Origin of the sequence: Xanthomonas sp. DAR 35659 (assembly GCF_041242975.1) — a bacterium.
GTDB lineage: Bacteria > Pseudomonadota > Gammaproteobacteria > Xanthomonadales > Xanthomonadaceae > Xanthomonas_A > Xanthomonas_A medicagonis.
The window spans coordinates 5344448-5371395 of record NZ_CP162488.1 but is presented as its reverse complement, the minus strand read 5'-3'; the positions used below and the strand labels follow the sequence as shown (position 1 = coordinate 5371395).

23 protein-coding genes and 1 pseudogene are annotated in these 26948 nt (G+C 68.3%); 12 read left to right on the top strand and 12 right to left on the bottom strand.

What is annotated here, in order from left to right:
- Window positions 1–58 precede the first annotated feature (58 nt).
- Window positions 59–1018, top strand: coding sequence for a ferrochelatase (gene hemH, locus AB3X07_RS22755; RefSeq protein ID WP_369941546.1), 960 nt, complete (start codon window positions 59–61; stop codon window positions 1016–1018).
- Entirely contained in the window at window positions 1015–1857 is an 843-nt protein-coding gene (locus AB3X07_RS22750) for an alpha/beta fold hydrolase (RefSeq protein ID WP_369941544.1), read from the top strand. The genes hemH and AB3X07_RS22750 overlap by 4 nt, the downstream gene beginning before the upstream one ends.
- 704 nt (window positions 1858–2561) lie before the next feature.
- On the opposite strand, the gene AB3X07_RS22745 is transcribed toward AB3X07_RS22750, so the two are convergent.
- From AB3X07_RS22745 to ttcA, 3 genes are all read right to left on the bottom strand, one after another.
- The gene (locus AB3X07_RS22745) at window positions 2562–3341 is read right to left on the bottom strand and encodes a SprT family zinc-dependent metalloprotease (RefSeq protein WP_369941542.1); all 780 of its coding nucleotides are present in this window, start codon (window positions 3339–3341) and stop codon (window positions 2562–2564) included.
- Window positions 3342–3625: 284 nt separating this feature from the next.
- The gene (locus AB3X07_RS22740) at window positions 3626–4534 is read right to left on the bottom strand and encodes a recombination-associated protein RdgC (RefSeq protein WP_369941540.1); all 909 of its coding nucleotides are present in this window, start codon (window positions 4532–4534) and stop codon (window positions 3626–3628) included.
- Window positions 4535–4667: 133 nt separating this feature from the next.
- Entirely contained in the window at window positions 4668–5534 is an 867-nt protein-coding gene (gene ttcA, locus AB3X07_RS22735; RefSeq protein WP_369941538.1) for a tRNA 2-thiocytidine(32) synthetase TtcA, read from the bottom strand.
- Between the two features lie 528 nt (window positions 5535–6062).
- Between ttcA and xylA the strand changes: the two genes are divergently transcribed.
- Window positions 6063–7403 (top strand): xylose isomerase, encoded by a 1341-nt coding sequence (xylA, locus tag AB3X07_RS22730; RefSeq protein WP_369938913.1) that lies wholly within the window; start codon window positions 6063–6065, stop codon window positions 7401–7403.
- 26 nt (window positions 7404–7429) lie between these two features.
- Here xylA and AB3X07_RS22725 read toward each other — a convergent pair whose 3' ends face one another.
- Window positions 7430–8503: a LacI family DNA-binding transcriptional regulator gene (locus tag AB3X07_RS22725; RefSeq protein WP_369941536.1), complete on the bottom strand. Its 1074-nt coding sequence runs from the start codon at window positions 8501–8503 to the stop codon at window positions 7430–7432.
- Between the two features lie 182 nt (window positions 8504–8685).
- On the opposite strand from AB3X07_RS22725, the gene AB3X07_RS22720 reads away from it, so the two are divergent.
- The 6 genes from AB3X07_RS22720 to AB3X07_RS22695 all read left to right on the top strand — a co-directional run bounded on the left by AB3X07_RS22720 (window position 8686) and on the right by AB3X07_RS22695 (window position 20252).
- Window positions 8686–10887, top strand: coding sequence for an alpha-glucuronidase family glycosyl hydrolase (locus tag AB3X07_RS22720; protein WP_369941534.1), 2202 nt, complete (start codon window positions 8686–8688; stop codon window positions 10885–10887).
- Window positions 10884–12878: a sialate O-acetylesterase gene (locus tag AB3X07_RS22715; protein ID WP_369941533.1), complete on the top strand. Its 1995-nt coding sequence runs from the start codon at window positions 10884–10886 to the stop codon at window positions 12876–12878. The genes AB3X07_RS22720 and AB3X07_RS22715 overlap by 4 nt, the downstream gene beginning before the upstream one ends.
- A gap of 10 nt (window positions 12879–12888) precedes the next feature.
- On the top strand, window positions 12889–14148 hold the full coding sequence (manD, locus tag AB3X07_RS22710) for a D-mannonate dehydratase ManD (protein ID WP_369941531.1): 1260 nt from the start codon (window positions 12889–12891) through the stop codon (window positions 14146–14148).
- A 5-nt stretch (window positions 14149–14153) separates the two neighbouring features.
- Window positions 14154–15866, top strand: coding sequence for a glycoside hydrolase family 43 protein (locus AB3X07_RS22705; RefSeq protein ID WP_369941529.1), 1713 nt, complete (start codon window positions 14154–14156; stop codon window positions 15864–15866).
- A 72-nt stretch (window positions 15867–15938) separates the two neighbouring features.
- The gene (locus AB3X07_RS22700; RefSeq protein WP_369944848.1) at window positions 15939–18605 is read left to right on the top strand and encodes a glycoside hydrolase family 3 protein; all 2667 of its coding nucleotides are present in this window, start codon (window positions 15939–15941) and stop codon (window positions 18603–18605) included.
- A gap of 183 nt (window positions 18606–18788) precedes the next feature.
- Window positions 18789–20252: a mannitol dehydrogenase family protein gene (locus AB3X07_RS22695; RefSeq protein ID WP_369941527.1), complete on the top strand. Its 1464-nt coding sequence runs from the start codon at window positions 18789–18791 to the stop codon at window positions 20250–20252.
- A gap of 63 nt (window positions 20253–20315) precedes the next feature.
- Here the strand turns inward: AB3X07_RS22695 and AB3X07_RS22690 are convergent, their stop codons facing one another.
- Both AB3X07_RS22690 and AB3X07_RS22685 read right to left on the bottom strand, forming a co-directional pair.
- The gene (locus tag AB3X07_RS22690; RefSeq protein ID WP_369941525.1) at window positions 20316–20594 is read right to left on the bottom strand and encodes a hypothetical protein; all 279 of its coding nucleotides are present in this window, start codon (window positions 20592–20594) and stop codon (window positions 20316–20318) included.
- 86 nt (window positions 20595–20680) lie between these two features.
- Complete coding sequence (locus AB3X07_RS22685) at window positions 20681–20950, bottom strand: DUF7710 domain-containing protein (RefSeq protein ID WP_369941523.1); 270 nt, start codon at window positions 20948–20950, stop codon at window positions 20681–20683.
- 213 nt (window positions 20951–21163) lie between these two features.
- On the opposite strand from AB3X07_RS22685, the gene AB3X07_RS22680 reads away from it, so the two are divergent.
- Window positions 21164–21526: a hypothetical protein gene (locus AB3X07_RS22680; RefSeq protein WP_369941521.1), complete on the top strand. Its 363-nt coding sequence runs from the start codon at window positions 21164–21166 to the stop codon at window positions 21524–21526.
- Between the two features lie 86 nt (window positions 21527–21612).
- Here AB3X07_RS22680 and AB3X07_RS22675 read toward each other — a convergent pair.
- The 5 genes and pseudogenes from AB3X07_RS22675 to AB3X07_RS22655 all read right to left on the bottom strand — a co-directional run.
- Window positions 21613–21705 (bottom strand): annotated as a pseudogene (locus tag AB3X07_RS22675) (RidA family protein); the annotation flags it as partial.
- Window positions 21706–22651: 946 nt separating this feature from the next.
- Complete coding sequence (locus AB3X07_RS22670; RefSeq protein ID WP_369941519.1) at window positions 22652–23083, bottom strand: hypothetical protein; 432 nt, start codon at window positions 23081–23083, stop codon at window positions 22652–22654.
- Window positions 23084–23173: 90 nt separating this feature from the next.
- Entirely contained in the window at window positions 23174–23467 is a 294-nt protein-coding gene (locus AB3X07_RS22665) for a hypothetical protein (RefSeq protein WP_369941517.1), read from the bottom strand.
- Window positions 23468–23709: 242 nt separating this feature from the next.
- The gene (locus tag AB3X07_RS22660) at window positions 23710–23994 is read right to left on the bottom strand and encodes a hypothetical protein (RefSeq protein WP_369941515.1); all 285 of its coding nucleotides are present in this window, start codon (window positions 23992–23994) and stop codon (window positions 23710–23712) included.
- Between the two features lie 76 nt (window positions 23995–24070).
- Window positions 24071–24733 (bottom strand): hypothetical protein, encoded by a 663-nt coding sequence (locus AB3X07_RS22655; RefSeq protein WP_369941513.1) that lies wholly within the window; start codon window positions 24731–24733, stop codon window positions 24071–24073.
- A gap of 578 nt (window positions 24734–25311) precedes the next feature.
- Between AB3X07_RS22655 and AB3X07_RS22650 the strand changes: the two genes are divergently transcribed.
- Window positions 25312–25692: a SymE family type I addiction module toxin gene (locus AB3X07_RS22650; protein WP_369941511.1), complete on the top strand. Its 381-nt coding sequence runs from the start codon at window positions 25312–25314 to the stop codon at window positions 25690–25692.
- 189 nt (window positions 25693–25881) lie between these two features.
- On the top strand, window positions 25882–26175 hold the full coding sequence (locus AB3X07_RS22645; RefSeq protein WP_369941509.1) for a hypothetical protein: 294 nt from the start codon (window positions 25882–25884) through the stop codon (window positions 26173–26175).
- Window positions 26176–26249: 74 nt separating this feature from the next.
- On the opposite strand, the gene AB3X07_RS22640 is transcribed toward AB3X07_RS22645, so the two are convergent.
- Window positions 26250–26915, bottom strand: coding sequence for an O-methyltransferase (locus tag AB3X07_RS22640; protein ID WP_369941508.1), 666 nt, complete (start codon window positions 26913–26915; stop codon window positions 26250–26252).
- Window positions 26916–26948: the final 33 nt, after the last annotated feature.

Below are 26948 nucleotides of genomic sequence, written 5' to 3'. Positions count from 1 at the left end.
TCGTTGCGATAGACAGGATGGCGACGCGCCCGGCGTGCGCCTCTGCCACAATGCGCGCATGTCCGACGCACCCGAGACCGCCGTCCTGGTGGTGAATCTAGGCACGCCCGAGGCGCCGACCGCGCCTGCGGTCGCCCGCTACCTGGCCGAGTTCCTCGGCGACAAGCGCGTGGTCGCCATCCCCAGGCTGTTCTGGTGGCCGCTGTTGAACTGGGTGATCCTGCCGCGGCGCTCGCCGCGTTCGGCGGAGAAGTACGCGCTGGTGTGGCTGCCGGACGGCTCGCCGCTGGCGGTGTACACGCGGCGCCTGGCCGAGGGCATGCAGCGCGAACTGCCTGAACACCGCGTGGCCTGGGCGATGCGCTACGGCACGCCGGCGCTGGCGCCGGCGCTGGACGCGCTGCGCGACGGCGGCGTGCGCAAGATCGTGGTGCTGCCGCTGTATCCGCAGTATTCGACCACCACCACCGCCTCGATCGAGGACGTGGTGCAGGCCTGGCAGGCGCGCAACCCGCAGCTGCCGGTGCGCCTGATCGAGGACTATCCGACCGACCCGGCCTGGGTCGCCGCGGTGGCCGACAGCGTGCGCGCGCACTGGGCGCAGCATGGCCGCGGCGAGCGCCTGTTCTTCTCCTTCCATGGCCTGCCGCAGCGCGTGGCCAACAACGGCGATCCCTACCCGCAGCGCTGCGAGGCCAGCGCGCATGCGATCGCCGCGGCGCTGGGGCTGGACGCCGGCGACTGGCAGTTGGGCTACCAGTCGCGCTTCGGCGCCGAACGCTGGCTGCAGCCGTATGCCGAGCCGAGCCTGTGGCAATTGGCCGAGCAGGGCATCAAGCGCGTCGACGTGATCTGCCCGGGCTTCGCCACCGACTGCCTGGAGACGCTGGAGGAGGTGGCGATGGGCTTCGTCGAGACCTGCGCCGCGCGCGGCATGCAGGTGCGCTACATCCCCTGCCTCAACGACGCCCCGGCGCACGCGCGCGCGCTGGCGCAGCTGGCCGCACGCGCCGCATGACGCTGCGCGCGTTCGCCTGCCCGTCGCGGGTGGGCAGGCTGGCCGGGCTGCGTGGCGGCGATCCGCAGGGCCCGAAGGTGCTGGCCGTGCACGGCTGGCTGGACAACGCCGCCAGCTTCGTGCCGCTGAGCGCGCAGTTGCCGCGGCTGGACCTGGTGTTGCTGGACCTGCCCGGCCACGGCCACAGCGATCCCCTGCCGGCCGGGGCCGAGTACCTGCTGACCGGGGCGCTGCACCCGCTGCTGGACGCGGCCGACGCGCTGGGCTGGGAGCGCTTCGCGGTGATCGGCCATTCGATGGGCGCGGCGATCGCCAGCATCCTGGCCGCGGCGGCGCCGCAGCGGGTGGAGAAGCTGGTCGCGATCGAGATGCTGGGCGGCCTGTCCGAGTCCGTGGAGGGCACGCTGGAGCGCCTGCGCGACAGTGTCGCGGCGACCCGCCGTGGCGGGACCACGCCGCTGCGCGTGTTTCCGGACCTGGCCGCGCCGGTGCGCGCGCGGATGCTGTCCAACCAGCTCAGCGAGGCGGCGGCGCGGCTGCTGGTCGAGCGCGGGGTCGAGGCGGTGGAGGGCGGCTACGTCTGGCGCAGCGATCGGCGCCTGACCCTGCCCACCGCGATGCGGCCGAGCGAGGCGCAGATCCAGGCGCTGCTGGCCGGCATCGAGTGCCCGACGCGGGTGATCTACGCCGATCCGGCGCAGCCGTATTTCCCCGAGCCCCTGCGCAGCGAACGCGCGGCGCGGCTGCGCAACGGCCGCGTGCACACGTTGCCGGGCACCCACCACCTGCACATGGAGCAGCCGGCCGCGTTGGCGGCGCTGTTGCGCGACTTCTTCTGAAGGCCAGCCGCGCTGGGGCGCGCTTTCGCGTCGGACGCTGCGGCGGCCGCCCATGGCCGCGACGCCGCCATCGCGGAGGCGTCGCGCTCCTCGGCGAGCGGCGGGTCGCTGTGCCCGGCCCGGTCTCCGCGAACTTCCGGCATGCCGCCCAACCGCGCGTGCAGCTCGTCGCACGCGCGATCGGCGCGGCGCCCGGGCTGCGGCAGCGCACCCACGCGCACCGCCAGACCAGGCGTCGCCGACGCGTGCCGGCGCCGACCGCCCAGACTCGCTCGGCCGGGCTGTCCGGGGTCGCGCACGTCCGTTAGACCGGTCGGCGCCGGTGCTGGCTGAACGCGGCCCCTGCACATGCCATGTGACGCTTGTGTGTAGACAGAATTTCGCTAAAGTTGCCGCCACGCCTGCCGACAACAGGCATAGACGCGATACGTCTTGCGTTCGCGGCCCGATCCCGGCGTCCTGACATGCCGGCGTAAGGCGGCTCGGATGGTATCGGTTCGCTGGCGCCGGAGGTCGCGCCAGGTGTGAGGCGGGCGGGGAGAGGGGGCCTGCCGGGCGCTGCGCATGGAGTTCTTCTTCCGCAGCGCTGAGGCGAAACCCAGCGCCGTCGTCGTCCACCGCATCGCCGCGCCAGCAGGCGCCCAGGGCGAGCCTTCCATCGACTGATGTACGCCGCCAGCCCTGCCCAGGGCGGATTCGCGCGCCTAGCGCAGCAAGTGCCGCATCTGCGCCTTCAGGCGCCGTCCGTGCGCGTGGAAGTAATCGCGCTCGGCGCGCCAGGCGGGGAACCGCGTCTCCACTTCGTGCCAGAACGCGGGCGAGTGGTTGGCCTGGATGAGATGGCACAGTTCGTGGACCAGCACGTACTCGAACGCCGACGGCCGGCCCAGCACCAGCGCCAGGTCCAGCGCCATCGCGCCGTCGGGCGCCAACGAGCCCCACTGCGAGGACATGACCTTGAGGCGGATCCGTGCCGGCGCGCGCGGCAGCGACGGCAGGTACCTGGGCAGCCAGCGGCCGACATCGGCGCGTGCCTGCGCTTCGTAGAACTCGCGCACGGCGCGCGCGATCGCCGCATCGCCGGCGCGCGCCGGCAGTTGCAGCTGCGCACCGTCGGCATCGACCTGCAGTTGCGCATAGCGGCCTTCGCTCCAGCGCAGCGGCAGGCGCTCGCCGCGCAGCGGCAGCCAGCCGGGCACGCCGCGCTGCAGATCCGGGGCGCTGTCGTCTTCCTGGTAGCGCGCCAACTGCTCGCCGAGCCAGTGCCGGTGTTCGAGCAGGAACCGTTCGCCGGCCACCAGGCTGGCGCGCAGCGGCAGGGTCAGGCGCGCGCCGCGCTCGTCCACGCTGAGCTTGATCCGCCGTGCGCGCGGGTCGCGCACGCGCAACACCTCGATCTCGCGCTCGTCCAACCGCAGGCGGACGAGGTCGCGTTCGACCGCCGCGGCGGGCGGCGCGATCAGGCGACGGAGGAAATCGGGCATGCGCACAGCATACCGCCGATGCGCGCGTGCACGGTGACAGTGCGCACAGTGTGCGCTGCACGCTTCAGCCGGTTCCGGTCGCAGTCGCCGCCGGACGACGCGATGTGGATCGGACCGCACGCGCCGCGCCCCTGTAGGAGCGGCTTCAGCCGCGACGAGCGAAGCCAGAAAGACGGCCCTTCCGGCCTTCTGTCGGGGCTAAAGCCCCTCCTACAGTGCACCCATCCGGCGCGCCGCTGCGTTCCGTAGGAGCGGCTTCAGCCGCGACAGACCGCGGCAAAGGCTCAACTATCCGCCTTGCTCAACTTCAACGCCTCTTCCAGCAGCAGGAACAGGCGCCGCACCTCGGCGCTCATCAGCGCGAAGCGCGCGTCCAGTTCGGCGCGCACGCCGTCCTGGTCGGCGTTCTCCAACTGGTCCAGGGCGCCGTCGAGGAACTTCAGCTTGCGGATCACCAGGTCGTCGCCGAGCACGAAGGACACGTGGTCGTCCAGGATCAGCGCCAGCTTGGTGACCTGCTTGCCGGCTTCCAGGTGCTTGTCGATCTCGTCGCAGCGCAGTTCCTGGTGCTGGCACTTGACCACCGCGCCGCCTTCGATCGGATCCTTCATCTCGCATTCCTCGCCCAGGCTCAGGCCTTCGGGCAGGGGTTCGCCGGCGATCCAGCCGGTCAGGATCGAGCGCGGCGCCACTTCCGCGTTCAGCGGCAGCGCCGGGAAGCTGCCCAGCACGCCGCGGATCTCGGACATCACGTTCTCGCCGGTCTTGCGGCTGGAGGTGTCCACCGCGACGTAGCCATGCTGCAGGTCGAGCATCGCGTCGGTGCGCGAGGTCTTGACGAAGGCGCGCGGCAACAGCTCGTGGATCAGGTCGTCCTTGAGCCGCTTGCGCGCCTTGCCGCCGGGCCGGCGGCCTTCCTTCTCCTCGATCTCGGCGACCTTGCGCTCGAGCAGGTCGTTGACCACCGAGCCGGGCAGGATCTTGTCCTCGCCGCCGACGGTCAGCCACAGGAAGTCGGCGATGCGGTGCGACAGCACTTCATGCTCGTCGCGGCCGAACGGGGAGATGAAGCCGCGCGAGCTCATTTCCAGCGGGCCGACCGGCTTGAGTTGGACCTCCGGCAGGAGCTTGTCGATTTCGGCGAAGTCGAGGGTGGTGGGGAAGCGGAACAGGGTCAGGTTGCGAAAGAACATCGAGCATCCAGCAGAAGGAAACGGGAACGGCCCGGCGCGAGGCGCCGGAGGGGCGGCGGGCATTGTCGCATCGCGCCCGCCTGGATACCGCAACGTGCGGTTCAGCGGCGCGGGCCGGCCGCCGGCGTCCGGCTCAGGCGCGCTCGTCGTCGCCCGGCCAGGCCATGGGCGGCGCGGCGTCTGCGCCATCGAGCGCGCGGAAATCGAACAGCGCCGGGTCGGCCAGCTGCGCGGGGTGCACGTTGCCGATGGCGCGCGCGATCTGCTCGACGCGGCCGGGATGGTCGCGGTCCCACTGCTGCAGCATCTGTCCGACCTGGCGCCGCTGCAGGGTCTCCTGGCTGCCGCACAGCGTGCACGGGATCAGCGGGAAGCCGCGCGCCTGCGCGTAGTCGGCGATGTCGGCCTCGCGCACGTAGGCCAGTGGCCGGATCACCACGTGGCGGCCGTCGTCGCTGCGCAGCTTCGGCGCCATCGCCGCCAGCCTGGCGTGGAAGAACAGGTTCATGAAGAAGGTGGCGACGATGTCGTCGCGATGATGGCCCAGCGCGATCTTGGTAATGCCGTGCTCGGCCGCATAGCGGTACAGCGCGCCGCGCCGCAGCCGCGAGCACAGCGAACACAGGGTCTTGCCCTCGGGCACCACGCGGGTGACCACCGAGTAGGTGTCCTGCTCGATCACATGCCAGGCCACGCCGAGCTTGCGCAGGTAGTCGGGCAGCACCTGCGCGGGAAAGCCGGGTTGCTTCTGATCCAGGTTGACCGCGACCAGCTCGAACGGCACCGGCGCCTTGCGCTGCAGCTGCAACAGGATATCCAGCAAGGTGTAGCTGTCCTTGCCGCCGGACAGGCACACCATCACCTTGTCGCCGGCGGCGATCATGCCGAAGTCGGCGATCGCCTGGCCGACCTGCCGGCACAGCCGCTTGCCCAACGCGGACGCGTTGCGCGGCGCCGGATCGGCCAGGGGGTGCGGCAGGGGCAGGGGCGCGGAGGGCATCGGCGCGCATTGTAATCGGCGTGCCGTGGCGCCGCGCCGCCGCCATCGGGTCGGCGCGACGGCAAGGCGCGCGCTGCGCGGCCATGACCGGCAGCGCGGCGACCGCACGCGACGCGGCGCGCGCCGGATGGCGCAACGCAGCAAGCGTTTCGCCGGTTTGCTGGGTAAAGTCGGTCCGTCCCCGCCCGGCAAACCGCATCCGATGGCCCCGATGGCTTCCTTCCGCAGTGAAGCTTTTTTTAGCGCCGCTGCTGGTAGCGCTACCATAGCGTTGCACGCATCACGGTTCCGTGGCGGCATCGTCGGCCCGGCGCCATCCGGTAGCGGCGCGTGCGATGCGCCGCAGCGCATCGCGCAAGCCAACGCCATGCGCCACGGAGACGCCATCGATAGCGGCGCCGCGCCTTCTCCGCCCGCTTTCGTCCCACTCGCGTTCGCAGCGGCCGCCACGCCGGCCGCCATCGCCATGCCGGCCGGCTGGCGGCGCCGCACGCCGCGTTCCTCCCACTCCACAGGACTCCATCTCCCATGAGCAACTCCGTCTACATCGGCGCCAAGGAATACTTCCCGGGCATCGGCCGCATTCCGTTCGAAGGCAAGGCCTCGGACAACCCGCTGGCGTTCAAGGTCTACGACGCGAACAAGCGCATCGGCGACAAGACCATGGCCGAGCACCTGCGCTTCGCGGTGGCGTACTGGCACAGCTTCTGCGGCAACGGCGCCGATCCGTTCGGCCCGGGCACGCGCGCCTATCCGTGGGATGCCGGCAGCGACGCGCTGGGCCGCGCCGAGGCCAAGGCCGACGCGGCGTTCGAGTTCTTCACCAAGCTCGGCGTGCCGTACTACTGCTTCCACGATATCGACCTGGCGCCGGACGCCGACGACGTCGGCCAGTACGAGAAGAACCTGCAGCACATGGTCGGCATCGCCAAGCAGCGCCAGGCCGACACCGGCATCAAGCTGCTGTGGGGCACGGCCAACCTGTTCTCGCATCCGCGCTACATGAACGGCGCCTCGACCAACCCGGACTTCGACGTGGTCGCGCGCGCCGCGGTGCAGGTCAAGGCCGCGCTGGACGCGACGGTGGCGCTGGGCGGTGAGAACTACGTGTTCTGGGGCGGTCGGGAAGGTTATGCGAGCCTGCACAACACGCAGATGAAGCGCGAGCAGGACCACATGGCGCGCTTTCTGACCATCGCCCGCGACTACGGCCGCAGCATCGGCTTCAAGGGCAACTTCCTGATCGAGCCCAAGCCGATGGAGCCGATGAAGCACCAGTACGACTTCGACAGCGCCACGGTGATCGGCTTCCTGCGCCAGCATGGCCTGGACCAGGACTTCAAGCTCAACATCGAGGCCAACCACGCCACGCTGTCCGGGCACAGCTTCGAGCACGACCTGCAGGTGGCCAGCGATGCCGGGCTGCTGGGCAGCATCGACGCCAACCGCGGCAACCCGCAGAACGGCTGGGACACCGACCAGTTCCCGACCGACCTGTACGACACGGTGGGCGCGATGCTGGTGGTGCTGCGGCAGGGCGGGCTGGCGCCGGGCGGGCTGAACTTCGACGCCAAGGTGCGGCGCGAGTCGTCCGATCCGCAGGACCTGTTCCTGGCGCACATCGGCGGCATGGACGCGTTCGCGCGCGGCCTGGAAGTGGCCCATGCGCTGCTGACGGCCTCGCCGCTGGAGCAGTGGCGCGCCGAGCGCTACGCCAGCTTCGACAGCGGCGCCGGCGCGGCCTTCGCCAACGGCACCAGCACGCTGGCCGACCTGGCCAAGTACGCGGCGGGCAACGGCGAACCCCAGCAACGCAGCGGCCGCCAGGAAGCCTACGAGAACCTGATCAACCAGTACCTGATCCGCTGAGGCCGCGTCCGCCGGCCGCCGCCGCGTCAGCGCCGCTGGCGGCGCGCGGTGGCCGGCGCGGCGACCGAATCGCGCTTGACCAGTTGATGAGCGAGCACATGATCGATCTTCGCCCGAGCCGTACGTTCCTTGTTGCGGATGCTGCGCAGCAGGATGTCGATCGCCGCGTCGGCCATCGCCGCGATCGGCTGGCGCACGGTGGTCAGTTCCGGCCACACCGCGGTGGCGGCGGAAGTGTCGTCGAAGCCGACCACCGACAGGTCACGCGGCACGTCCAGGCCGCGCCGGTGCGCGACCGAGATCGCCGCGGCGGCCATGTCGTCGTTGCTGGCGATGATGGCGCTGGGCGGTTGCCGCCGCGACAGCAGCTTTTCGGCGGCCTCCAGGCCGGAACGATAGGTGTAGTCGCCCGGCTGCAGCAGGTGCCGGTCCAGGCGCAGCCCGGCCTCGGCCAGGGCCGCCTGGAAGCCTTCGAAGCGGCGCGCGCTGGCCGACAGGTTGGAGCGCCCGGCGATGTAGCCGATGCGGGTGTGGCCCTGCGCGATCAGGTAGGCGGTGATGTCCTTGCTGGCATTGAACTCGTCCACGCGCACGCAGGCCACCTGTTCGCTGAAACGGTCCGAGGCGATCGCCACCACCGGCACCTTGGCGCGCACCAGTTCGTGGATCGCGGCCTCCGATTCGCACAGCGGCGGCGGCAGGATCACCCCGGCCACGCTCTTGGCCAGCTTGCGCGCGGCCTTGCGTTCGGCCTCGGCGCCGAGGTCGTCCCAGTAATCCACCACCACCTGGATCGAGGTGCGCGAGGCGGCGCGCAGCACGCCGACCAGCAATTCGCCGAGATAGGCGCCGCTGGGATTGCTGTAGATCAGCGCGACCCGCGTGTTCTGCGCGGCGGCCAGCGCGCTGGCCGCCAGGTTCGGCGTGTAGCCGAGCGTCTCGACCGCGCGCATGACCTGCTCGCGGGTGGTGTCGCGCACGTTGCCCTGGCCGTTGATCACCCGCGACACGGTCATCGGCGAGACCTTGGCCAGCGCGGCCACCTCGTCGATGGTCACGGCAAGGCTCTTGCGGCGCACCGATTTCCTGACCTTCTCCAAGATGGACCTCTTCGCTGGCGTGCGGGCGTGGGTGTCGACCGGGGAGGTTCTGCGCAAGCCGCGTGCGCGACGGTGCCGCGGCACGGTGCGGATCCCGACACGAGTGACGCCTGCATGGTACCGGGAAGCCGGGTGGGCGGCGACCATCGCCGCGCGCCGGCCGCAGCGCCGAGGCCGCGCGCATGAGCGCCCATGCCGTGTCGCGCGCGCCACGACGCCGGCGTCCGCTGCGTGGCGGCTGGCTGGGGAGCGCCTGCCTGTGGCTGGCCCTGCTGCTGCCGGCCGTGGCGGCGCAGGCCGAGGACGGCTACGACCTATGGTTGCGCTACCAACCAATGGCGCCGGCGCAGGCGGCGCCGTGGCGCGACGCGGCGACGCAACTGGTGGCCGCCGCCGACACGCCGATGCAGCGCGCCGCGCGCGAGGAGCTGCGCCGTGGCCTGGGCGGCCTGCTCGGCGCCGCGCCGCCGCTCGCGCCCACGGCGGACCGCGCCGGCGCGATCGTGCTCGGCACCCCGGCCACGCCGGCGATCGCGCGGCTGCGCCTGGACACGCGCGGCCTGGGCGAGGAGGGCTACCTGATCCGCAGCGTGCGCATCGACGGCCGTCCGGCCACCGTGTTGGTCGGCGGCGGCGAGCGCGGCGTGCTGTACGCGGCATTCCACTTGCTGCGCTTGCTGCAGACCGGGCAGGCGCCTGCCGGGTTGGCGCTGCGCGAGGTGCCGCGGGTGAAGCTGCGCGTGCTCGACCACTGGGACAACCTGGATGGCGTGGTCGAACGCGGCTATGCCGGCGCCTCGCTGTGGGACTGGCAGAAGCTGCCCGGCTACGTGGACCCGCGCTACACCGACTACGCGCGCGCCAATGCCTCCATCGGCCTCAACGGCGCGGTGTTGAACAACGTCAACGCCAAGGCCTGGAGCCTGACCCCGGACTATCTGGACAAGGCCGCGGCGCTGGCCGACGCGCTGCGGCCGTACGGCATCCGCGTGTACCTGAGCGCGCGCTTCAGCGCGCCGATCGAACTCGGCGGGCTGCCGACCGCCGATCCGCTGGACCCGGCGGTGCGCCGCTGGTGGCGCGACAAGGCCGATGCGATCTACGCGCGCATTCCCGATTTCGGCGGCTTCCTGGTCAAGGCCAATTCCGAAGGCCAGCCGGGCCCGCAGGACTACGGCCGCAGCCACGCCGACGGCGCCAACATGCTTGCCGAGGCGCTGGCGCCGCACGGCGGCGTGGTGATGTGGCGCGCCTTCGTCTATTCGCACACGCAGCCGGACGACCGCGCCAAGCAGGCGTACAGCGAGTTCGTGCCGCTGGACGGGACATTCCGCGACAACGTGGTGGTGCAGGTCAAGAACGGCGCCATCGACTTCCAGCCGCGCGAGCCGTTCCATCCCTTGTTCGGGGCGATGCCGAAGACCCCGCTGATGCTGGAATTCCAGATCACCAAGGAGTACCTCGGCTTCGCCACGCATCTGGTCTACCTGGGCACGCTGTACCAGGAGACCCTGCAATCGAACACGTACCGCGGCAAGCAGGCGACGGTGGCGCGGGTGGTGGAGGGCGCCGTGGATGGCCATGCGCTCAGCGGCATCGCCGGGGTCGCCAACATCGGCGCGGACCGCAACTGGTGCGGCTCGATCTTCGACCAGGCCAACTGGTACGCGTTCGGGCGGCTGGCCTGGGATCCGCAGGGCGATGCGCAGGCCATCGCCGAGGACTGGGTGCGGATGACCTTCGGCAACGATCCGGCCCTGGTCGCGCCAGTGGTCGGCATGATGATGGCCTCGCACCAGGCGGCGGTCGACTACATGACCCCGCTCGGCCTGCATCACCTGATGGGCCGCGGCCACCACTACGGCCCGGCGCCATGGGATGAGGGCAGCGAGCGCCCGGATTGGGATCCGGTCTACTACCACCGCGCCGACCGCACCGGCATCGGCTTCGACCGCAGCGCGACCGGCAGCAACGCGGTGGCGCAGTACGCGCCGCCGCTGGCGCGCCGCTTCGGCGATGTGCGCACGGTGCCGGAGGACTACCTGCTGTGGTTCCACCATGTGCCGTGGGAGCACCGCATGGCCTCGGGCCGGCCGCTGTGGGACGAACTGCTCGGCCGCTACGACCGCGGCGTGGCCGAGGTGGCGCGGATGCGCGCGACCTGGGCCGGGCTGGCGCCGTACGTGGATGCGCCGCGCTACCGCCAGGTCGCCGACTTCCTGGCGATCCAGCAGCGCGAGGCGCAGTGGTGGCGCGATGCCAGCATCGCCTACTGGCAACACGTGTCCGGCCGCGCGCTGCCGCCGGGCATCGCGGCGCCGCCGCATCCGCTGGCCTATTACCAGTCGCTGGCGTTTCCGTACGCACCGGGGAATCCGAAATGACGTCGCATCGTGTTGTCGTCCACGTCACGCGCAGCCTGCTGCTGGCGGCGCTGTGCGCGCCCGCGTTCGCCCACGCCGACCAGGCGCAACCGCCGCTGCTGCACGCGCTGTTCCAGGACCACGCAGTGCTGCAACGCGATGCGCCGATCCGCGTGTGGGGACAAGCCGCGGCCGGCGAGACGGTGACCGTGCAGCTGGCGCAGCAGCGCGTGCAGGCGCGCGCCGACCGCCAGGGACGCTGGCAGGCGCAGCTGCCGGCATTGCCGGCCGGCGGGCCGTACACCCTAGAGGCCAGCACCGCGCACGGCCGCACGCAGCGTGCCGAGGACGTGCTGCTCGGCGACGTGTGGCTGTGTTCGGGCCAGTCGAACATGGAGCTGCCGGTGCGGCGCACGCTGGACACGCGCAGCGAGATCGCCGATGCGCGGCAACCGGCGATCCGCATGTTCAAGGTCCCGGCGCAGTCCAGCCCGGCCCCGCAGGCGCAGTTCGGCGGCCCCGCCGCGTGGCGGCCGACCACGCCCGACACGGTCGGCGACTTTTCCGCGGCCTGCTATTACTTCGCCCGCGAGCTGCGCAAGCGCGTGGACGTGCCGATGGGCTTGATCGACGCGTCCTGGGGCGGCTCGCAGATGCAGGCGTGGATCGGCGACGCGGCCCTGCGCAAGGTACCCGGCAACGCGCCGGCGCTGGACGTGCTGGCGCGTTACGCCACCGATCCGCAGCAGGCCGCGCCGCGCTGGGGCCGGTTGTGGGAGACGTGGTGGCGCGCGCACGGTGCTGGCGCGCCTTGGCAGCCGGACGACGCCAGCGACGGCTGGCAGGCGGTGCCGGCGCTGGACGCGTGGGACGACTGGGGCGTGCCGCAGTTGGTCAATTTCAATGGCATGGTGTGGTACCGCGGCACGGTCACACTGAGCGCCGCGCAGGCGCAGCAGTCGGCGACGTTGGCGCTGGGGCCGGTGGACGAACTCGACCAGACCTGGGTCAACGGCCAGGCGGTGGGCAGCAGCTACGGGGCCGACCAACCGCGCAGCTACGTGCTGCCGCGCGGCGCGCTGCATGCGGGCAAGAACACCGTGGTGGTCAACGTGTACAACAGCTATCGCCGTGGCGGTCTGCTCGGCGGGCCGTACGTGCAGCACCTGCAGTTGGGCGACGGCACGCGAGTGGCGCTGAGTGGCTGGCAGTACCGTATCGCGCCGCGGGAACTGGGCACGCCGCCGCGCGCGCCGTGGTCGTCCGCGGCGGGCCTGACCACGCTGTACAACGGCATGATCGCGCCGCTGGGCCGGGTCGGCCTGCGCGGGGTGCTGTGGTACCAGGGCGAATCCAACACAGGCGATGCGGCGGGCTATCCGGCGCTGCTCGATGCCTGGCAGCGCGACTGGCGGCAGCGCTTCGGCGCGCGGCTGCCGCTGCTGCTGGTGCAACTGGCCAACTTCGGCGCGCCGCCCACCGCGCCCGGCGACAGCGGTTGGGCGCAGCTGCGCGAGGCGCAACGGCGCTTCGTCGCCGCCGACCCGCACGCCGCGCTGGCGGTGGCGATCGACATCGGCGACCGCTACGACATCCATCCGGCCAACAAGCAGGAGCTCGGCCGCCGCCTGGCGCGCGCCGCGCGCCATGTGGTCTACGGCGAGGCGTTGCCGCCTTCCGGGCCGGTGCCGCGCGCGCTGCGCCGCGATGGCGCGGCGCTGGTGGTCGACTTCGACGACGTCGATGGCGCATTGCAGACCTACAGCGCCACCGCGCCGATCGGTTTCGAACTGTGCGGTGCCGCCCCCGGCAGTTGCCGCTACGCGCAGGCGGACCTGCAGCAGCGCAGCGTGCGCCTGCCGATCCCGGCGGGCGTCGCGCCGACCCGCGTGCGCTACTGCTGGGCCGACAGCCCGGTGTGCACCCTGTTCGACCGCGCCGGATTGCCGGCCGGTCCGTTCGAACTGTCCCTCCCGTCCACGGCCGCAGCGGCCGCGGCGTCTTCCCCGTGAGCGATCCGCGATGACCCAGACTTCCGACAATGCCACTTCCGCCCAAGGCTCGGCCCGCGATCGCGAGATCGTCGAGGCGCGGGTCATCGTCACCTGCCCGGGGCGCAACTTCGTCACCCTCAAGATCGTCACCCGCTCCGGGGTGTACGGCCTGGGCGATGCCACCCTCAACGGCCGCGAACTGGCGGTGGCGTCCTACCTGCAGGACCACGTGGTGCCGAACCTGATCGGCCGCGACGCCGGCCGCATCGAGGACATCTGGCAGTTCTTCTACCGCGGCGCGTACTGGCGGCGCGGGCCGGTGACGATGACCGCGATCGCCGCGGTGGACGTGGCGCTGTGGGACATCCTCGGTAAGATGGCCGGCATGCCGCTGTACCAGTTGCTGGGCGGGCGCTCGCGCGAGGGCGCGCTGGTCTACGGCCACGCCAACGGCCGCGACATCGCCGAGACCAGCGAGGAAGTCGCGCGCTTCCGCGAACTCGGCTTCATCGCCATCCGTGCGCAGTGCGGCGTGCCCGGGATCAAGAAGACCTATGGCATCTCCAGCGGCGGCAAGCCCTACGAACCGGCCGAGAGCGAGCTGCCGACCGAGACCGTGTGGTCCACGCCGCGCTATCTCGGCGTGGTGCCCAAGCTGTTCGAACGGTTGCGTGCCGACCACGGCGACGAAATCGAACTGCTGCACGACGCGCATCACCGCCTGACCCCGATCGAAGCGGCGCGGCTGGCGCGCGACCTGGAGCCGTACCGGCTGTTCTGGCTCGAGGACGCCACCCCGGCGGAGAACCAGCGCGCGTTCGAGATCATCCGCCAGCACTCGGTAACGCCGCTGGCGGTGGGCGAGGTGTTCAATTCGATCTGGGACTGCAAGCACCTGATCGAGCAGCAGCTGATCGACTACATCCGCACCACCATCGTCCACGCCGGCGGCATCACACACGTACGCCGGCTGGCCGACTTCGCCGCGCTGCACCAGGTGCGCACCGGCTTCCATGGCGCCACCGACCTGTCGCCGGTGTGCATGGGCGCGGCGCTGCACTTCGACACCTGGGTGCCGAACTTCGGCATCCAGGAATACATGTTCCATTCCGACGAAGCCAACGAAGTGTTTCCGCACGACTACGCGTTCCACGCCGGCCGCCTGCATTGCGGCGAGGCGCCCGGGCATGGCGTGGACATCGACGAAGCGCTGGCCAAGCGCTATCCATACGCGCCCAAGCAACTGCCGATCGCGCGCCTGGAAGACGGCGGGATGTGGGATTGGTGAGGCGCATGCGCTGGGGACGCGCATGGCTGTGGGCGCTGCTGGGCGTGGCGACGCTGCAAGCCGCGTCGGCGCAGCGCGCGCCGGTGCCGGCGCCCGCGGTGGACACGGTCGCCTTCGATTGGTTCGTGTATCGCGGCGACGATGCGGTGTTCGCCACGCCGCTGCCGGCGGGCCACTACCGCAATCCGGTGCTGGCCGGCTTCTATCCCGACCCGAGCGTCACCCGCGCCGGCGATCGCTACTACCTGGTCAATTCCACCTTCGCCTACTTCCCGGCGCTGCCGGTGTTCGAGAGCCGCGACCTGGTGCACTGGCGGCAGGTCGGCAACGTGGTCGAGCGTGCCGAGCAGCTGAACTACGACGGCCTGAAGGTGTCGCGCGGCATGTTCGCCGCCAGCATCGCGCACCATCAGGGCCGCTTCTACGTGGTCGGCACCGCGGTGGACAGCGGCGGCAACTTCATCGCGACGGCGGACGATCCGGCCGGGCCATGGTCGCCGCTGCACTGGCTGCCGGACATCGACGGCATCGACCCGTCGCTGTTCTTCGACGACGACGGCACCACCTACCTGCTCAACAACGGTCCGCCGGATGGCGCGCCGCTGTACGAGGGCCATCGCGCGATCTGGATGCAGCGCTTCGATCTGGCGCGGCTGCAGCCGGTCGGCCCGCGCAAGGTGCTGGTCAACGGCGGCGTGGACCTGGCCAGCAAGCCGATCTGGATCGAAGGCCCGCACCTGTACAAGCGCGACGGCTGGTACGTGCTGTCCTGCGCGGAAGGCGGCACCGGCCCGCAGCATTCGCAGGTGGCATTGCGCAGTCGCACGCCGTGGGGGCCGTACCTGCCGGCGCCGCACAATCCGATCCTGACCCAGCGCGACCTGCCCGCCAAGCGCGCCGACCCGATCAGCAACGCCGGCCATGCCGATCTGGTCGAAGGCCCGGATGGGCAATGGTGGGCGCTGTTCCTGGCCAGCCGCCCGTACGCGCAGGAGCGCTACAACACCGGCCGCGAAACCTTCCTGTTGCCGGTGACCTGGCACGATGGCTGGCCTTCGATCCTGCCGGCGGGCCAGCCGATCCCCTACGTCGCGCCGGGTCCGGCCGGACTGCGCGCCGACGCCGAAACCGCGCCGCTGAGCGGCAACTTCACCTGGCGCGACGACTTCGACGCGGCCCACCGCGATCGTCGCTGGCTGCTGCTGCGCACGCCCAGGCGCGAGTGGCTGGACCTGCGCGCGCGCCCGGGGTGGATGACGCTGCACCCCGATACGCAGGGCCTCGACGGCAGCGGCAATCCGGCGTTCCTGGCGTACCGGCAACAGCACCTGCGCTTCGACGCCAGCACCGCCGTGCAGATCCCCGCGCAGCCGGGCCTGGTCGCCGGCCTGGCCGCCTTCCAGAACGCCGATGCCTGGTACGTGCTCGGCGTGCGCCGCCGCGGCGCGCGCGCCGAAGTGTTCCTCGACAAGCGCGACGGCGAGCGCACCACCACGGTCGCGCGCAGCCCGGTCGCTGCGACGGGCACGCTGCGCCTGAAGATCGCCGGCGACGGCGGCCGCTATGCCTTCGCCTTCGCCGCCGATGGCCAGGACTGGCGCTGGCTGCGCCGCGACGACGATGCGGCCATGCTCAGCACCGCCTTGGCTGGCGGCTTCACCGGCACCACCCTCGGGCCGTATGCCCGCCGCGAACCGGATCCATCCAGCAAGGAGTAGGCAATGCACATCGAGACCGCGCCGTACACGGGACGGCGCCACCGCGTCGCGACGCTGGCGTTGCTGCTGGCCATGGCGCCGTGCGCGGCGGTCGCCGCCGAGGCGCCGCCGCCGTACCTGGACACCCAGCGCAGTTTCGAACAGCGCGCGGCCGACCTGGTGTCGCGCATGACCCTGGAGGAAAAAGCCGCGCAGATGCAGAACGCCGCGCCGGCGATCCCGCGCCTGGGCGTGCCGGCCTACGACTGGTGGAACGAGGCGCTGCACGGCGTGGCCCGCGCCGGCGGCGCCACCGTATTCCCGCAGGCGATCGGCATGGCGGCCACCTTCGACGTGCCGCTGATGCAGGACGTCTCCACCGCGATCAGCGACGAGGCGCGCGCCAAGCACCACGAGGCCCTGCGCCGCGACCAGCACGCGCGCTACCAGGGCCTGACCTTCTGGTCGCCGAACATCAACATCTTCCGCGACCCGCGCTGGGGCCGTGGCCAGGAGACCTACGGCGAGGATCCGTTCCTCACCGCGCGCATGGGCGTGACCTTCGTGCAGGGCCTGCAGGGCGAGGGCGACGACGCGCCGAAGAACGCGCAGGGCGAGACCTACCGCAAGCTCGACGCCACCGCCAAGCACTTCGCCGTGCACAGCGGCCCGGAGGCCGACCGCCATCACTTCGACGCGCACCCGTCGCAGCGCGACCTGTACGAGACCTACCTGCCGGCGTTCGAGGCGCTGGTCAAGGAAGGGAAGGTGGACGCGGTGATGGGCGCCTACAACCGCGTGTACGGCGAATCGGCCAGCGCCAGCAAGTTCCTGCTGCGCGACGTGCTGCGCGACACCTGGGGCTTCGACGGCTACGTGGTCTCCGACTGCTGGGCGATCGTGGACATTTGGAAGAACCACAAGATCGTCGCCACGCGCGAGGAGGCCGCCGCGTTGGCGGTGAAGCACGGCACCGAACTGGAATGCGGCGAGGAATACTCCACGCTACCGACGGCGGTGCGCAAGGGATTGATCAGCGAGGCCAAAGTCGACAAGGCGCTGCAGAAGCTGATGGTCGCGCGCATGCGCCTGGGCATGTTCGACCCGCCGCAGCAGCTGCGTTGGGCGCGGATTCCGCTCTCGGCCAACCAATCGCCGGCGCACGACGCGCTGGCGCGGCGCACCGCGCGCGAATCGCTGGTGCTGCTGAAGAACGACGGCGTGCTGCCGCTGTCGCGCGCCAAGCTCAAGCGCATCGCGGTGATCGGCCCCACCGCCGACGACACCATGGCGCTGCTTGGCAACTACTACGGCACGCCGGCCGCGCCGGTCACCGTGTTGCAGGGCATCCGCGAGGCGGCGCCCGACGCCGAAGTGCTCTACGCACGCGGCGCCGACCTGGTCGAAGGCCGCGACGATCCCGCGGCCACGCCGTTGATCGAGCCGCAATACCTGCGCCCGTCGGCCGACTCGCCCGAGCGCGGCCTGCGCGGCGAGTACTTCCGCAATCGCGACCTGTCCGGCCCGCCGGCGCTGGTGCGCACCGATGCGCAGATCGGCTTCAAGTGGGACCGCGGCTCGCCCACCGACAACCTGCTCGCCCGCGGCGAAGCCGGTCCGGACCAGGCCATCCCGGCCGACAATTTCAGCATCCGCTGGAGCGGCAAGCTGGTGCCGCCGGCCACCGGCACCTACCATCTGGAAACCGCGGCCGACGACGGCGTGCGCCTGTATCTGGATGGCAAGCGCCTGATCGACCGCTGGAGCGCCAGCGACCGCCTGCATGCCGACGGCGTCGATGTGCGGCTGGAGGCCGGCCGCAGTTACGACCTGCGGCTGGAGTACTACGAAGGCGAGCGCGACGCGGGCATCCGCCTGGCCTGGCGCCAGCCCGGCGCCAAGCCGCCGCTGCAGGAGGCGCTGGATGCGGCGCGCAGCGCCGACGTGGTGGTGTTCGTCGGCGGCCTGACCGGCGACGTGGAAGGCGAGGAGATGAAGGTCAACTATCCCGGCTTCGCCGGCGGCGACCGCACCGACCTGCGCCTGCCCAAGCCGCAGCGCGACCTGCTCGAAGCCCTGCACGGCACCGGCAAGCCGGTGGTGGCGGTGCTGACCACCGGCTCGGCGCTGGCCATCGACTGGGCGCAGCAGCACGTGCCGGCGATCCTGCTGGCCTGGTATCCCGGCCAACGCGGCGGCAGCGCCGTGGCCGACGTGCTGTTCGGCGACGCCAACCCCGCCGGCCGCCTGCCGGTGACGTTCTACAAGGAAAGCGAGAAGCTTCCCGCGTTCGACGACTACGCCATGCGCGGCCGCACCTATCGCTACTTCGGCGGCACCCCGCTGTACCCGTTCGGGCACGGCCTGTCGTACACCCGGTTCGCCTATTCCGACCTGCGCCTGGACCGCAGCAAGCTCGCAGCCGACGGCAGCCTGCATGCCACGCTGAAGGTGAAGAACACCGGCCAGCGCGCAGGCGACGAAGTGGTGCAGCTGTACCTGCAACCCGTGGCGCCGCAACGCGAACGCGCCACCAAGGAACTGCGCGGCTTCCAGCGCATCGCCCTGCAACCCGGCGAAACCCGGGAAGTGAGTTTCGCCATTGCCCCGCAAACCGACCTGCGCATCTACGACGAAGCGCGCAAGGCCTACGTGGTGGACCCAGGCGACTACGAACTGCAGGTCGGCGCATCGAGCAGCGACGTGCGCGTGCGCCAGCGCTTCAGCGTGCAGCCGTCGGCCGCGGTGCCGCAGCGGTGATCGAGATCGGTGGCGCGCGCTGTCCAAGCGCGCGCCACCGAAGCGCGCGCATGGACGGACGAAATCGACCCCCACTTACGCTGCCATCATGCACCCGGCCCCCCGATTCCCTGTAGGAGCGGCTTCAGCCGCGACCGCCTTACCGACCATGCCGCACACCGAAATCGCCTTCCTGGATCGCCCGTGACCGACTCACGCCTCACCGCCGCCGCACTCCCCAACCTGCCCCCCACCATCGCGCGCCCGAGCTACGCCCTGGACCGCCTGCGCATCGGCATCGTCCACCTCGGCACCGGCGCCTTCCACCGCGCCCACCAGGCGGTCTACCTCGACGCCCTGCTTGCCGACGAACCAGAGTGGGCGATCAGTGCCGTCTCCCTGCACAGCCCGCAGGTGCGCGATGCCCTGCGGCCGCAGGACAGCCTCTACACCCTGGCCCTGCTCGACGAACCCCCGCAGCTACGGACCATCGGCGCCATCCGCGAAGTGCTGTGCGCGCAGGACGAACAGCCTGCCGTGCTCGCCCGCCTGGCCGACCCGGCAGTGCGCCTGGTCACCCTCACCGTCACCGAGAAGGGCTACTGCCTGGCGGGCGACCATCTCGACTTCGCCCATCCGGACATCGTCCACGACCTCGCCACCCCGCACGCCCCGCGCAGCGCCATCGGCTACCTGGTCGCCGGCCTGCGCGCGCGCCTGCGCCTGGGGCTGGCGCCGTACACGATGCTCAGTTGCGACAACCTGCCGGACAACGGCGGCAAGCTGCGCCGCGCCGTGCTGCAGTTCGCGCACGCCCTCGACCCGGCGCTGGCGGCTTGGATCGAAAACGAAGCCGCGTTCCCCTGCTCGATGGTCGACAGCATCACCCCGGCCAGCGACGACGCCCTGCGCGAGCGCGTCGCAGCGCAACTCGGTTGCCACGACGCCTGGCCGATCCAGCGCGAGCGCTACAGCCAGTGGGTGATCGAAGACCGCTTCTGCAACGGCCGCCCCGCCTTCGAGCGCGCCGGCGTCACCCTCAGCGACGACATCGCCGGCTTCGATCGCGCCAAGCTGCGCCTGCTCAATGGCCCACACTCCACGCTGGCCTACCTGGGGTCGCTGCTCGGCCTGGACACCGTCGTCGACGCGATGCGTCACCCGCAACTGGCCGCGTTCGTCGAAGCGCTGATGCGCGAGGACATCGCCCCCACCGTGCAGCCGATGCCCGGCTTCGACCCGCAGCACTACACCGGCGCCATCCTTGCCCGCTTCCGCAATCCCGCCATCGCCCACCGCCTGGCACAGATCGCCTGGGACGGCTCGCAGAAGCTGCCGGTGCGCCTGCTCGGCACCATCGCCGACGCCCTGGCCGCTGGCCGCCGCATCGATCGGCTGTGCCTGCCGATCGCGGCGTGGATGCAGTTCGTGCGGCGACAGGCGCGCGATGGCGTGACGCTGGTCGATCCCATGGCCGAGGCGCTGCACGGGATCGGGCGACGCGCGACCGGCGAGGCAGTTCATGACGTGGCGGCGTTCATCGCGCTGGAGGTGGTGTTCGCGCCGCTGTCGGGCGATGCGCGCTTCGTCCAAGCGCTGCGCAGCGCCTACGTCGCGCTGGGCGATGGCGGCGCGGCGGGCGTCGCGCGCGCGCTCTCGATGGTGTAGATATCGGTATTTCCGCGGAAGCCGGCCGCGTGGAAGCGGTCGCGCGACATCGCGAGCACCCGTTTAGAGTTCCGAGACCGCGACGGTGCCGAACGTGCCCGTCAACCGGCTGATCACGATGCCGAGATAGCGCAGGCCTTCGGTCGTATTCGCGCAGTAATACAGCCCGTTTTCTTCGCAGTACATGATCGCTTCCGGCATCTGGCCGGGATCGCCAGCGAGGCGGTACGCGATCCTGGCCGCGTTTGGATCGTCTGGCGCGGCGCCGGGCACCTGGCCGAGGGCGCGGCGGATCTGTTGCGTGTCGGCACAGGAGAACGTCAACTGATACTCATATCCCATAGGGATGTCCTGTCGGTCGATCTTCGCGCTCCGGCGCGATGGCGCACGGACGCGCAGGCACGCACGTCCCGATGCTTCCAGCTGCACTACTGGCCATCTTCGTAATGCTGATGCGCCTGGGCGGCACAGGAAAAGGTCTGGATGAAAGCGGGTTGCCGATGCTCCGGCTTGCTGGGCCGGAACAGGCCTTCGCCGACCGCCCACTCGTAGGTGCTGACACCGACTGGATACTCGGTGAGCGTCCCGCTGAGCCGGTTGGCGACGATCCAGGCCTGCGCCTGATCCTTGCTCCAGAACACGCCGGAAGGAAACGCGGCCTTCGGACCGCAGAACACCCAGACCGTGGATTGCGTCATGTCATTCGTCGAGAGTAAAGATGCGATGTTGCTTAGCGGCGCATGAAAAACCGCATATGGCCGGCGCAGCATAGCAACCGGAAATACAGCCTGCATCTAGCTCGGCTTCGATGCGGCGCCTTCGACCGCATCGCCCAGCCGCATCGGCGTGGCCCGCGTGCCAGCGTCAACAGATGGGGTGTGCGACACTCCTGCCTCGACCGAGGCGCTGCCATGTTCAAGAACCTGATCCCGAAGATCTTCTACGAACGCCTCCAGGACGGGCTCGACTTCTTCGTCGACGGCCTGGGTTTCGCGGTCCTGTACCAGGACACCACGATGGCCGTGGTCGCGCGCGACGGCGCCAAGGCCTATCTGGTCGAGAACCCCGAGTGGGCGGCGAAGGACCGTCCGGAGCTGAGCATCGAGACCGACGACGTCGATGCGATCTACAAGGAAATGTCCACACGCGTGCCGCACCTGCTGCATCCGAACTGCAACACCGTCGCGCTCAGGCCCTGGGGCTCGCGCGAATTCGCGATGCTGGACAAGACCACGGTGTGCGTGAATTTTCGCGAGTGGCCGGCTGAGGGGTGAGCCAGGGCGAGCGGCATCGCCCTGATCGCGTCCGTACGCGGTGCGTGCATCGCTGCTGTTCGGCACCCAGTTTTCGGGTTCGCCCGCTACCGTAGCGCGGGCGGCGTTGCGATCACCTTGATCTCGAACTGGAATCCGCACAGCGAGGTGGCGCCGACGGGGGTGACCGTCGGGTATGGGGTGCTGCTCCTTTTGGCGAAGCATCGCCGGCCGTGGCTCGCCAATCATCGACGCAGGATGGGGGTCGACATGGCGTCTCAAGGAGATACGCTCTTTTGCTCGCAAGCCTGCAAAGGGGCTGAACTCAACCGCTCTTTCCGCAGCTGTACGCTGTGCGGCGCAATCTGGAACGGTCAAGGCGGCGATACAAGCAAGAACTACTGCAAGTGTCTGGAAGACATGCATTGATTGCGCGACGCGTCAGCAGCGCTGTGTCGTCTGCGCCGAGGGACGCCGGGGGTGGCGCCGGGATGACGTTTCGATCGTGCTCCATCGCCTGAGCTAAGCCGCGCCGAAGGCATCGGCTTGAATTGTTAGACATGTGGCCGTATCACTGAAATTGATTGAGGCTCGGAAAGTAGGAAGCCGCCCCGTTTGTCGGCGAAGTGGACTAGCTGCAAACCTGCCGTGGTGCCTGGATAGATCCTTGACTCCCAAATTTTGGCGCTTCCTGCGGAGTTTGGAACGTGTACAAGAAAAAATGGAGACTGATCCAAATGCGTCGAGGGGTCCATGGCGAGGTTAACGGTTCTTTGTTTGCCAAGCCATACGAATCCCAAGAGACAGCCTGTAGCCTTAGCCTGCTTGGGCGTCTTGAGAGGATCGGGATGGAAGTGAGCTGAAGCCACCACGTCCTCACCAAAGATTGCGCCACGCTTAATGATTAGATTAGCTGACTCTGGGTCAGTGCAGTGAAAAACAAGTGCCTCTCCGTGGCTCGCAAAGCGCGCTTGTAGATCAGGTAATCCCATCGGTGTGCAATGGGCGCGCACCCAGCCATCACTAAGTGGCTCTTGGCGAGAAGTGAAGAATCCGGCGACTTTGCTCCACATGTCTAACTCCTGAATTAAGCCGCGCCGCGAAGCGGCGTCGGCTTGGACGAACTGTTAGGCAACAGCCCGCGTATCACTTGGCTGGCCCGCCCGCCACGCTGATCTTTGCTTTGTTGAGCTCTACCCAGCCACGGACACGCCAGTCGTAGCTCGGGCGCGTGCTCATCTCCCCGTATTTGCTCTTTGAGACCTCGACCTTACCAACACCGCCGCGGAACATAACCGGGACAAGCGCGGGTTCCGCGTCTGCGCCGGCCGTTTGGTCGCGGGCCTCCAGGAGAACAAAGAGGTCGCGTTCCGGAGCCACATTTCGGGCTACAAGCGTGCCTGTGCCCTTGAAGGTGTTGTATGCCTTCGAGTACTCAGTGGCGTCAGTGCGCTCCTCGGCAACGACGAAGTCGCGGAGATCGAACTCCGGCGCCGGCGCAGGAACAAGTGACGGGCCGCCGCTGTTGCAGCCGACCAGAAGGAACGCCGATGCCAGAATCGCTGCCGCAAGTCTCATAGATCTGTCCCCCTGTTGCCTAACACCTGAGTTAGGCCGAGCGCCGAAGCGGCTTCGGCTTGAATGAATTGTCAGACCTGCAGCCTTGCACTAATTCTGCTCCCAAGTCTTGCGAGTGCGCAGATACTTATCCTCGTTACCGAATCGCGCGAATATTTCGCTGAAGTGGGGAACATCGCGGCTGCCCGCCGCTTGCGCAAGGCACTGAAGCTCACGAAGCAAGTCTGTCCAGTAGCGAATTACCTGCAGTACATTGAGTTGGCGCAATGGTGAAATTGCCGCCGATGCCAAGCTTATGCGACTTGCCGTCTCAAGATCCGTTATCTCGTCGCCGGTCTCTGAGCTTTGAAGTACATATGAGATGTCTCCGATCAGGGCATTCATCAAACGTGCCTGCTGCGCTATTTTGGCCTTATTTGCCGCACTAATTGATGAATCGTAGATTCGCCTATCAACCCCGTTGAACCAATCAGCTATCGGGTCTCGATTCTGCTTTGACCCTGTGATGATATTAATGTTTGAGTAACGGTCGCCCTGGGCGAAATTGCTGAGTGAACGCAGAATTGCTTGATGTACCGGGTTGCTCAGACTCTGCAGATGATCAAGGGTGATTCCACGATCCTGAATTATTTCTTGTGATTTCCGGTAAATTTTTTTATGTCATGCCCGATGTCATTCTTCATTTGCTCATGGCTGGGGAATTGACCGCCGGTGGCTAAGTGGTGGTCAAGGATCAGGCAGAGCTTGCCGATGCGCTCAATGCCGGTAGAGAGGCTCGTTAATGCCTGGAAATAGGTGCCTTTGGCTGTGTGGCTGGCCTTCCTGATCTGCGTCGCGCCAGAGCCAAGCATTTCAAGGGTGAATTGCGCTTCTTTCAGAAGTGCATTGAAGTTGTCGCTCAACATAGCCATGGACTTGACCTGCAGGTCTAACGTCTGAGTTAAGCCGAGCCGCGAAGCGGCTTCGGCTTGAACGAACTGTTAGAGGTCACTCAGCAGTTGTGCCACTAGATGACTGTTGTGAAGTTTCGGCAGGAGTTTGCGACTGAGCGACCGGGGCAGCGGGTGCTGCATCAACTGGTTGAGGCAGCCTAGTCATACGTGCCGGGTCGAACGATTCCATGATCACGGTCTCTCCAGAAATAATCTTCTGGATCACATCTTGTGTTGGTTCACTTTTCTTCACAGGTTGCTCCTTGATAGAGAGGGACACAAATAGTGCTGTTAGAAGTGCCGCCAGTGCAAAAGAAAGGCCAGCGGACCAGTTGAAAATCGTTGATTTCTTTATCCACTTGTTATCAAAGTCAATCGCTGGCTCGTGGCCATGGATGTAATAAAGCTCGGATTTTTCTAGCTGCCTTTGATTTGCGGCTTTGCCGAAAAGAAAGGCAATGATTGTGCTGAAAATGGCAACAACAAAGAGCGCCCAGGATATGAATAGAATCCACAAGTTCTGCGAATCAGAAGTTACGGCAAAGTCCTTTAGAAATCCTATTGAGAGCGCAAGCGCGCCAGAAGAATACGTCAAGATCGCCTTGTCATAGGCGTCTGAGTTCAGAGTCTCTCTTCGGAATAGCTCTTCTTGGATGGTGAAGAAGAGCTTCTCTGCGAGATCTTTCGTTTCTTTTGTGGTTCGCGAGAAGTTTGCCAAAGTGACCTCTAACTACTATTCGGCGACAGTTTGGGTTGTAACCGAGGTGTGTATTCCCGACCTTATTCGGCCAATCTGCCGTGGCGAACCCATCACACCAAAAGATTCTCCTTCATTAGGTGTGTAATCCTTGTGCCAAATCATGGTGTCTTTCCCCTGGAAGCCTATGAATTAGACGTTATCAGCACAAATCGACGGCCGCAAGCATTCAAGCCATTGGGCCGGTAGACGTTTGACTCGTTTTCGTCAGTTTCCTTTTGCCAGCAAGTTTCTTGAAATTTTGGACGGAAATCCATTGACAGAATTCAATGCCAAGTCGCATGATCGAAATGCTGCGGCACATTCCGCAGCCAGGATTGACAGCCTGAAACCACAAGGCGCACCAGCGCCCATTGCTCGATGTCGGCGCTTTTCTTTTGTCCGGCTTTCGGGATGGGTTGCGTGCTCGTCCTTTGGCGGGCGGTGTGCGGAGGCCGAAAGGTCTGCCGGTTCCTTGTGGCCGGTCTGTCAACCGCGCACCGTCCGCCACCTCGGTTGACAGCGAGTCGGTGGATTCCTCTGCACACAAGGAGTCCGACATGCACCGTTTCAACAAAACTACCTTCACTCCCCCCAAGGCTGCGTCTGCGTCGCGTACACCCAAGCGCCGCGCTCGATCAGCCGACATGCAGGCCGCCGAGCACCCGGCGACCGCCGATGCCTCCGCATTTGCCGTACCCATTGCGTCGCGCCTGCGCTTTCGTGTGCCCGAGTACTGCACGATTGGGTACCAGCACTACGACGCGCGCCGCACCGAGGATGTCGTCGGCTGTGTGGTGCCCAAGCTGCGTCTGTCCTGGCGCTGGCTGGAGCGGTGCGGCTTTGCCGTGGGCGATGCGTTGCGGGTGAAAGTGGGGCGCGGTGTGCTGCTGATCAGCCGTGTGCCGAAAGCGGCGACACCGTCGAGTCGAAAGCGATAAGGCCTTCGCACGTGGTTTGTGCCCGCAGGCGCGCAGCGGACGCGGCCTGCCGGGGCTATGACACGCTCCCCTGCCGAACGAGTTGGAGTGCGCTCGGTACTGCACTACGTTTGGTGAAGCGAGCGCGGCACCAGCGGTTCCTCCGGTGCCGCGCTCCTCGCGGCTCATACATAAACAAGGACGGATCCGATGGCAGGCGCAGGCGATTCAAAGGCAGAGTACGATCGGCTGCAGGACGCGTTGATGCGGCGGCTGGATGCGATCGAGGCCGATATCGATGCAGGCCGCACCTCGGTGGAGGAGGGCTCGACGCTGGCCAATACGCTCATCGACGGGACGCGGGCGAAGAGCACGCCGCTGCTGGCGGCCCGGATCGAGCAGTCGCAGCGCACGACGCGTCGGTCGCGCTTGGCCGTGGTGGTGGAAGCGGCGGCGTTCGTCGCCTATCTGGCGTTCAGGACCTGGGTGGCGGTCTCGGGCTAGAGACCTGGCCCAGCCACTGGCGTAGGGCCGCGCCGCGCCGACACGCTGCATCGGCATGGCGGCACCTGGCGCACTCAACCGATACGCATCGATAGCTCGACGTCCGCCGCGAACGGGATCGACAGGTAGCCGGCGGCGGGATCGCGCACGCGCGCCAGGTACTCGGGGCTATGGTCGGCATTGTCGGCGACGATCAGTGCGCCGGGTGTCAGGCGCGACTCGAGCAGGCCAAGCACCTGTGGATACAGTGCCTTGGCGCCGTCGAGCAGTACCAGGTCGATGCGGTCCGGCAGGTCGCTGCGCAGCGTCTGCAGGGCGTCGCCTTCGCGGATCTCGACCAGGTCGTCGAGGCCGCCGGCACGCAGGTTGTCGCGGGCACGCACGATCTTGGACGGTTCGAATTCGCTGCCGATCAGGCGCCCGCCGCCGTTGTCGCGCAGCGCGGCGGCCAGGTGCAGGGTGGAGATGCCGAACGAGGTGCCGAACTCGACGATGCTGCGCGCCTGCCTGCTGCGCGCGAGCATGTACAGCAGGGTGCCGGTGTTGCGCGAGACCGGCAGCGGGAGGTCCTTCAACAGGCCATAGAACGTCAGGTAGTCGGTGCTGCTGCGCATCAGGCGCTCGCGTTCGTCGTCGCTGACGCCGGCCAGTGCGGCCATCGCCGCAGGCGTCGTCGCGTCGGCTTCATCGAACAGGCGGTCGAGTAGCGGCGCGAGTGGCGCCGTGGTCAGCGTGGTCATTTCGATATTCCGTTGTGCGTCCATCAGAGGACA

Coding starts and splice junctions, on each gene's coding strand:
- hemH (WP_369941546.1), top strand. CDS start 59: ATGTCCGACGCACCCGAGACCGCCGTCCTGGTGGTGAATCTAGGCACG.
- AB3X07_RS22750 (WP_369941544.1), top strand. CDS start 1,015: ATGACGCTGCGCGCGTTCGCCTGCCCGTCGCGGGTGGGCAGGCTGGCC.
- AB3X07_RS22745 (WP_369941542.1), bottom strand. CDS start 3,341: ATGCCCGATTTCCTCCGTCGCCTGATCGCGCCGCCCGCCGCGGCGGTC.
- AB3X07_RS22740 (WP_369941540.1), bottom strand. CDS start 4,534: ATGTTCTTTCGCAACCTGACCCTGTTCCGCTTCCCCACCACCCTCGAC.
- ttcA (WP_369941538.1), bottom strand. CDS start 5,534: ATGCCCTCCGCGCCCCTGCCCCTGCCGCACCCCCTGGCCGATCCGGCG.
- xylA (WP_369938913.1), top strand. CDS start 6,063: ATGAGCAACTCCGTCTACATCGGCGCCAAGGAATACTTCCCGGGCATC.
- AB3X07_RS22720 (WP_369941534.1), top strand. CDS start 8,686: ATGAGCGCCCATGCCGTGTCGCGCGCGCCACGACGCCGGCGTCCGCTG.
- AB3X07_RS22715 (WP_369941533.1), top strand. CDS start 10,884: ATGACGTCGCATCGTGTTGTCGTCCACGTCACGCGCAGCCTGCTGCTG.
- manD (WP_369941531.1), top strand. CDS start 12,889: ATGACCCAGACTTCCGACAATGCCACTTCCGCCCAAGGCTCGGCCCGC.
- AB3X07_RS22705 (WP_369941529.1), top strand. CDS start 14,154: ATGCGCTGGGGACGCGCATGGCTGTGGGCGCTGCTGGGCGTGGCGACG.
- AB3X07_RS22700 (WP_369944848.1), top strand. CDS start 15,939: ATGGCGCCGTGCGCGGCGGTCGCCGCCGAGGCGCCGCCGCCGTACCTG.
- AB3X07_RS22690 (WP_369941525.1), bottom strand. CDS start 20,594: ATGGGATATGAGTATCAGTTGACGTTCTCCTGTGCCGACACGCAACAG.
- AB3X07_RS22685 (WP_369941523.1), bottom strand. CDS start 20,950: ATGACGCAATCCACGGTCTGGGTGTTCTGCGGTCCGAAGGCCGCGTTT.
- AB3X07_RS22680 (WP_369941521.1), top strand. CDS start 21,164: ATGTTCAAGAACCTGATCCCGAAGATCTTCTACGAACGCCTCCAGGAC.
- AB3X07_RS22670 (WP_369941519.1), bottom strand. CDS start 23,083: ATGAGACTTGCGGCAGCGATTCTGGCATCGGCGTTCCTTCTGGTCGGC.
- AB3X07_RS22665 (WP_369941517.1), bottom strand. CDS start 23,467: ATGAATGCCCTGATCGGAGACATCTCATATGTACTTCAAAGCTCAGAG.
- AB3X07_RS22660 (WP_369941515.1), bottom strand. CDS start 23,994: ATGGCTATGTTGAGCGACAACTTCAATGCACTTCTGAAAGAAGCGCAA.
- AB3X07_RS22650 (WP_369941511.1), top strand. CDS start 25,312: ATGCACCGTTTCAACAAAACTACCTTCACTCCCCCCAAGGCTGCGTCT.
- AB3X07_RS22645 (WP_369941509.1), top strand. CDS start 25,882: ATGGCAGGCGCAGGCGATTCAAAGGCAGAGTACGATCGGCTGCAGGAC.
- AB3X07_RS22640 (WP_369941508.1), bottom strand. CDS start 26,915: ATGACCACGCTGACCACGGCGCCACTCGCGCCGCTACTCGACCGCCTG.